Source organism: Erysipelatoclostridium sp. DFI.2.3 (genome assembly GCF_019132535.1).
Taxonomy (GTDB): Bacteria; Bacillota_I; Bacilli_A; order Erysipelotrichales; family Erysipelotrichaceae; genus Clostridium_AQ; species Clostridium_AQ innocuum.
On sequence record NZ_JAHOOJ010000035.1, the window covers coordinates 21081 to 27584 of the forward strand.

The 6504-nt window shown below is 37.0% G+C and carries 11 protein-coding genes; 2 read left to right on the plus strand and 9 right to left on the minus strand.

Translation table 11 applies throughout. The features are described 5' to 3' along the window. Positions 1-90 precede the first annotated feature (90 nt). From KSZ58_RS21260 to KSZ58_RS21285, 6 genes are all read right to left on the minus strand, one after another. Positions 91-288 carry a hypothetical protein gene (locus KSZ58_RS21260; protein WP_040014110.1) on the minus strand — a complete coding sequence of 66 codons (198 nt, stop codon included), beginning with the start codon at positions 286-288 and terminating at the stop codon, positions 91-93. A 14-nt stretch (positions 289-302) separates the two neighbouring features. After that, positions 303-1058 (minus strand): ORF6C domain-containing protein, encoded by a 756-nt coding sequence (locus tag KSZ58_RS21265; RefSeq protein WP_009270741.1) that lies wholly within the window; start codon positions 1056-1058, stop codon positions 303-305. Positions 1059-1153: 95 nt separating this feature from the next. Continuing rightward, positions 1154-1777 (minus strand): antA/AntB antirepressor family protein, encoded by a 624-nt coding sequence (locus KSZ58_RS21270; RefSeq protein WP_009270742.1) that lies wholly within the window; start codon positions 1775-1777, stop codon positions 1154-1156. 182 nt (positions 1778-1959) lie between these two features. Then, positions 1960-2577, minus strand: coding sequence for a phage antirepressor N-terminal domain-containing protein (locus tag KSZ58_RS21275; protein WP_008819728.1), 618 nt, complete (start codon positions 2575-2577; stop codon positions 1960-1962). 15 nt (positions 2578-2592) lie between these two features. Continuing rightward, on the minus strand, positions 2593-3198 hold the full coding sequence (locus KSZ58_RS21280; protein WP_009270743.1) for a BRO family protein: 606 nt from the start codon (positions 3196-3198) through the stop codon (positions 2593-2595). After that, the gene (locus tag KSZ58_RS21285; protein WP_009270744.1) at positions 3195-3443 is read right to left on the minus strand and encodes a DUF739 family protein; all 249 of its coding nucleotides are present in this window, start codon (positions 3441-3443) and stop codon (positions 3195-3197) included. Before KSZ58_RS21285 ends, KSZ58_RS21280 begins: the two co-directional genes overlap by 4 nt. A 121-nt stretch (positions 3444-3564) precedes the next feature. On the opposite strand from KSZ58_RS21285, the gene KSZ58_RS21290 reads away from it, so the two are divergent. Then, positions 3565-4188 (plus strand): helix-turn-helix transcriptional regulator, encoded by a 624-nt coding sequence (locus tag KSZ58_RS21290; RefSeq protein WP_009270745.1) that lies wholly within the window; start codon positions 3565-3567, stop codon positions 4186-4188. Position 4189: 1 nt separating this feature from the next. On the opposite strand, the gene KSZ58_RS21295 is transcribed toward KSZ58_RS21290, so the two are convergent. From KSZ58_RS21295 to KSZ58_RS21305, 3 genes are all read right to left on the minus strand, one after another. Continuing rightward, a complete protein-coding gene (locus tag KSZ58_RS21295; RefSeq protein ID WP_009270746.1) occupies positions 4190-4405 on the minus strand; it encodes a DUF739 family protein in 216 nt (71 codons plus the stop codon). Positions 4406-4423: 18 nt separating this feature from the next. Further along, positions 4424-5221 carry a phage antirepressor KilAC domain-containing protein gene (locus KSZ58_RS21300; RefSeq protein WP_009270747.1) on the minus strand — a complete coding sequence of 266 codons (798 nt, stop codon included), beginning with the start codon at positions 5219-5221 and terminating at the stop codon, positions 4424-4426. A 137-nt stretch (positions 5222-5358) separates the two neighbouring features. Further along, positions 5359-5571, minus strand: coding sequence for a helix-turn-helix transcriptional regulator (locus KSZ58_RS21305; RefSeq protein ID WP_009270748.1), 213 nt, complete (start codon positions 5569-5571; stop codon positions 5359-5361). 169 nt (positions 5572-5740) lie between these two features. On the opposite strand from KSZ58_RS21305, the gene KSZ58_RS21310 reads away from it, so the two are divergent. Continuing rightward, positions 5741-6379, plus strand: a complete 639-nt coding sequence (locus KSZ58_RS21310) for a helix-turn-helix transcriptional regulator (protein WP_009270749.1) — start codon at positions 5741-5743, stop codon at positions 6377-6379. Positions 6380-6504: the final 125 nt, after the last annotated feature.

Below are 6504 nucleotides of genomic sequence, written 5' to 3' on the forward strand. Positions count from 1 at the left end.
TTTCCTCCTTGAATATCCAGGAGGTCCCTTGGTATAATATAGCTGTGATAAGCTATGGAGGAACCTCCTCCGGATGTTTGGTGATTGCCGTCACTGAGCATCCTTTTTCTTTTTGCCCTGATGGAAGTAGTCTTTTACGATTGCGACTGGCAGCACACCTCTTCGGGGCAACCGGTTCTCATCAATCTCATAGATTTCCTTCATTCGTCGCATATGACGATAGGCCTGTGCTTCGCTGATCTCATAAAGCTCTCTGATATCCTTATTGCTGTAAAAGAGTTTTTCCACAATGACACCAGAAACTAATCTTCATCCAGATCCATTTTCTGCTGTTTGCAGTTATTGGATATATCAATGCTCAGCTGCAGGTCGTAGCTTGGATACCAATTTTCAATCAGCGATAAAGCTTCATTATATTTGACCTTAGGAATATCAGCATATTCTGAAATGTCGTAGTGATCGTATAAGAAGTTGTATACAGCTTTATACACTCTTTTGCTGTTTTCTTTATATGCGGCAGTCTTTATTCCGCCACATGCAGATGCAACGGCACTGTGAATAGCATTTCTGATTTTGCGGCGCTGTCGAGTGCTTATCAATGTATTATCTTCCAATACAGCAATCCGTTTATCCTGCTCAACAAGTTTCCTATCATGCATAAGAAGTGCTTGCATTTCAGTAGACAAATTTCCCATAGGAATGATGCCGTTTTCTGTATTTGAATAACAACCTGTTTTTCTGATCTCCGGAATAATTTCATAAGCAATCTTTCTTTGAAATTCCTTTGCAGCTTCATTGTTTGCCTTCATAGCTAGCATATAGAACACCTGTTCTGGAATGTAGTCGGTGTCCCCACATGTAGGTGCATTTAATTCCTGTAAATACTTTCTTACTCTTGACCATCTAACTTTTTCAAGTTGAGCGCCATTCGTGGCGCTTTTAGATTTATCTACAAATCCAAGCCCCCTCGCTACATCCTCTAATTTCAAATATGCTGTTCCATCTGCTTCAAGATAGCAGTGAACACCGTCGAATGTTAAAATACTTTGTTCTGCCATTTATAGTCCTCCTTTCTATGTATTGAATCCACCGCATAATTTATTGACAAAGTAAATCTGTCCTTTTCCGGTAATCTTTGTTGTTTTAGTGATTCTCAACTGCCATCCGGATTGTTGACTGTCCGCTCTTTAATTTCCATGAGGCCTAAATCCATAGACTTCTGTGTTGGCATGTTGTAATTCTCACCTTTTGAGCAAAGATATCCTTCCTCTCTCATCCAAGCGAATAATCTATTCTGTCCCATATCACGACCATTCTGCTTTATAAGCTTAGCTAATTGTCCAATCAGAATACTATCGTCACTCGTTTTTACAGCACTTGCGAACAATGCCAGAGGTTTCATTTCCTCGTTTTCTGTTCTCAATATCTGTAATTCTCTTTGTGACATCTGTAGAGCCCTTGCCATAACTTTCTGCGGGCTGTTCCGATCATTTTCCAGTTGAATGAAATACTGTCTTGCCTGTTTGCCTTTTTCGTTACGCTGAATCATAGCGATTTCTTTCGCCATTTCAATAGTAATCTGATAATCAGTAGCCGTTCGACCTCCTGTACTTTCTTCCAAAAATGGAACAAAGTCTTTTGCTTCCTCAAATCCATATTCGCACATACGCCTGAACCATGTTGTGAAATTACTTTCAATCTCCAAGAATCCATGTAAATCTCTTGCCAGTACCGTTATACGGTCGTTGTCGTGTTGTACTTTGATTAGTTCTTCCATTCAATACCTCCTATGCTTCGCATTTCTCTTCTTTTGTTAAAATCTCATCGTCACACGTTATGCAAAATTTTCTATCCGCCAGCAGTATCAAGGGGCACCTTTGAAAGGTGGTCCTTATTCAATCAACTCTTTGTTTTATCTGTTCTTGCTAAATCTGTGCGGGAACAATTCGTTACCCCAACCTACTCAAAGTCCATAGGGATTAGTGCATATGCTAATTGCTGGTTCTTCTTTTTCTTCTTGCCCAGTAAATCAGATGGAATATCCATGCCTAATTGACGATTAAGTTTTTCATACAATTCTACAATCTTTTCAGGATCTCCGTTTGCATCACGCAACGCTCTCCCCCACTCTTTCATCAGATTTGCTAATTCTCCAACCGATGTGGCTTTAGTTGAGTAAGATTTAATAAAATCTGTTTGCTTTCTAAAGAAAGACTTAGCCAATACCTCAGCGCATTTGTCTTGGTACAATTCAAGCATTTCTGCTAATCGCGGGTTCTCTTTCTTGATTTTTGGTGTGATGTTGATTTTAGCCAATGCAAGAGGAAGTTTCATAATGTCGATACAATATGCTTCTTGCGTGCCACCTTCTGAGGGGTACGAAAATTTTTGTACCCCTTTGGATACCGCTTCGTCTTCCTTCCATTTGTTTCTTTGATGCTCGATTTGCCTGTCATCAAATCCGATACCTTTTAAAACGTTGTTGATTGCGGTAAACACTTTACCTGTAGCCGCTTCTTGAACTCCTATTAGTTCTGAATCATAGAAGTCCACTTTTTTAATTTCTAGTTCTGCCATTTCTGGGCCTCCTTTCTATGAGCTGTACTTTTGATAAACCGCTTTACTTACTGAAATTCCTAATCCAAATTTTTCATTGACAGATATGAGTTCAACAGTATCCTCTAGAATGGGTTCACGATCAACAAGCATTTGAGGAGACATAGTGCCCTTCTTAAGCATTTTAGAATAACCATGCTTATTAGATACCGCTTTGTTTGCTATTGTGTTCGCCTTTATGAAGTCAACTCTCACAGGATTTCTCAGATTACAATTAAGCTTCGCCATAGCTTCTTTTTGGTGTTCTTTATCAAGCATTCTAAATACTTGGAAGCCTTCAAGACCAATCGCAAAGCGCATTGACTTTATTGCTTCATAGACCCAATACCTAAATTCAACCGCCTCTTTCTTCCGGGATTGAAACACCGTATCATAAATTCCAAATTCATTTATGATAAGCATTTCTTGAACACCACCATTAGTTTCAAGGGTATACTTTAAAAGTAGGTCCTTTTCAAGTCTTTGTTTTACTTTCCAAGTTTTCAGTTCCAATGCATCGCAAACGTCTTTGAGTACCGCCCACCACTCGCCATCTTTCTCAACGAATCTAATCTTATAGCCATTCCATTCTTCAATTCTCATATTCTCACCTCACTTTCTAATCGCTCCAAAGTCACCCATCCAGTGACCGAACCAACAAAAAAAATACTGGCAGGATCTCTAATTTCTAATATGTCTATCATTTTTTCGATTTCATCACTACCAAATACTCCAGCCTTCATTTTTGCATAAAATGTTTTCTCAGTAATACCAATACATTTTGCTACCTTGCGCTGTGAAAGACCTTTTTCAGCAATTCTCCCTTTCAATCTCGCTGTATCAATCATCTCTTCACCTCCTGTCACCGATTGGGTGACTTCATGTTATCACCTATCAAGTGACATGTCAAGATTTTTATGTTGCATATTGAGTGATTTATGTTATACTTTAGCTAGGAGGTCAGAAAAAATGAAAACCTTACTCAGCACGAACATAAAAAGTCTTAGGAAAAAAAAGAATATGACTCTCGAAGAGTTAGCTGAAAAAGTTGGAACTAGCAAGCAAACTATACAGAGATATGAAAGTGGAAAAATTTCTAACATACCTTCTGATAAAATAGAGCTACTTGCAAAATATCTTGACACCACCCCCGCAAAACTGATGGGATGGGAAATATCAAGGGAAAGCGAAAGCGAGATTATTACTACCTTCGCGTTGAATTTGCAATATTACATGGATCGCGATAATATATCAATTACCGAATTAGCTGAAAAAACTAATTTAGATTCAGCTAAAATTTATAGGTGGATTCATGGTCAGACATCCCCCATAATGGCTGATGTATATACATTAAAAGACTATTTTCATATAAACGTTTCAGATTTGATAGAGCGAACAAAAAGAATGGGCGACCCTAATTATATAGGCGAGGATATTTCTGAAATCATAGATACGCTTATTAGAAATAATATAGTTCAACAATTTGGGCAATATGATTTAAATGAAATGTCAGAAAAGGATATAAGCGAATTTAAAGAGCAGTTACTTGATTCAATTAAATTTTTTGCCGGAAGATATAAAAAAAGGGCTTAAATCATACCCCTTTATTGAAAAAATATCTCTCTGCTTCATTCATTGGAATTGATAAAATGTCAATTCCTTTTTTCATATCATCCGTATACAAGCCTGCACCACTAACAAGTTTTTCCTGCAGTTCTTCAAAACTAATTCCTAATCTTCTTGCGAACTCTTGCTGTGATCCGCATACCTGGGCGATGCGGTTGTTAAGCAAATTGTAATTGAACATCATACCTCTGTACCCTCACCGCTATGCAGCTGCCTGCTGACTAGGCTCTATGCCTGGAAACAGATCCAGGCGTTCCATTGTAGGAACGATACCTTGTTTCTTCAGGAAACAGTACAGGAATGCTCTCCCTTTCTGTGTCCACTTCGTATCAATGACTGCAAAAGAATCACCTTCGTTTTCAATATCTGTTGTCTGAGAGCCAGTATATCCCTTGTTTTGGTATTTAGCATATAGAAGCCACTGCCGGCCTTGTTTATACTGAATTCCATACTCATGCAGCATTTTATTGAAAGACTTTGCGCTCATGCCGTAATCCTTCGCAATGACCGTAGTATTGATAAGGCCTTTACATCTCAGAATTTTGTCATAATACGCACCTTTAGGCTCTAATTCAGCAATAAGCTTATTCTTTTCATCAATGATTGATTGTGCTGCTAAAAGACTTTGTGCCATGATTTGCTCAGTTGTCATAGTTTCCTGCCCTGCAAGATAACCGCCGTGTACACGCACAGAATGTAGGATTGCTTTAAACTGTTTCTTTACAGTCTTAGCTATAGGTTTCCTGCTTTGCATAATGACCTCATAAACGCCATTCTCTTTTAGCATCCATAGATTTCTTTTCTGACCTGATAGGAATAATGTTCCCATCAGCTTTTCTTCATCATCGACAGCGTCAAGCATTTTAGATACTTGTGAGTGCCCAATCCATTCAGCAACATCCTTTGCCAGAAACAACGGTTCTTCATATGTACCATAGATTTTAAATTTCTTTCCCAGTAATTCCTGCTCTGATAATACTTGTAATGCGTTCTTTTTCATTATAAAAACCTCCTGTTTTAGATATTTTTAGATACGATATCCTTACGAGAGGTTGTATAAAACCAAGTTTCTGTGGTATTATATATATAACCTCTTGCAGGTTGTGTTTGTGTGCACTCATTACTAATCTTGCCGGATCAGTGAGTGCTTTTCTTTTTGATTACTAATAAATCACCAATATCACAATCAAAGTAATCACACAAAGTTTCAAGTGTATCATTTGAGATACTCTTACATCGTTTGTGGTATATGCTGGTAAGCGTTGTTCTTGATATTCCTGTATTCTTACATACAGTAGTGATGTTTTCCAAACGCTCTGCCATCCTGATTGCCAGTGTGTTATCAATCATTCAACCACCCCCTGTCTTTACAAACTGTCCAAACATCTGAACGTTTTGCGCCATTAGACACATTGACATTATAGCACTATTTTATATCATGTCAACAAAATAAAATAAAAAAAGTTGCTATATTGTTCAATATATTGTACAATATGAATAGAAAGGTGGTAGGTTTAAGATGATCGCATGTAATTTATCAGTACTTTTAGCTGAAAGGAATCTAAAGATATCGCAAGTGTCAAAAGCCACAGGAATATCACGTACTACTCTAACTTCACTTGCTTTAAATAATGCAAAAGGAATTCAATTTGATACATTAAATTCTTTATGCACATACCTAGAAATAACTCCTGATCAATTCATAAGGCACACTCCTTATGAAATACAAATAGAAAAAATAGAAAATGATCCCGATCTTTCAGAGGACAATGCACGACGTTCTGATGCCCTTATTTATTTCAGAGTGACCTCTAAATATGACAATCGTTTGATAAAATTAAGTTTAGGAATGCATAAAGAAGCTTCTTTTGATGGTAGTTTCATATATTATGCACATATTCAGCCACTATACAATAAATCGATAAGTGAGAAGAAACAATCTATCTATGACATTGATTATTTATTTACATTAATTAATAAACTTCCTTTTCAAATTTATGATATTTTTATATCTGATTACACAAAAACCATTATAAAAAACTTTAATCTTGTGGATGAATCACCAATAATAAGAATATCGTGGGATTTAGGCCCTTGGAAAATAGTTGATGGAGCAATTATTGGTTTTCCTGAATATCAAAATGATTCACAACAATAAAAGGGGCTGTGACAGATAAGTCACAGCCCAGACATAAAAAATACACCCAATTCTATAGAGAAGAAGGTGTATTTTTTGGTATAATTTATGTATGACAAGTACTCAAATTAACCAAGGAAATTATA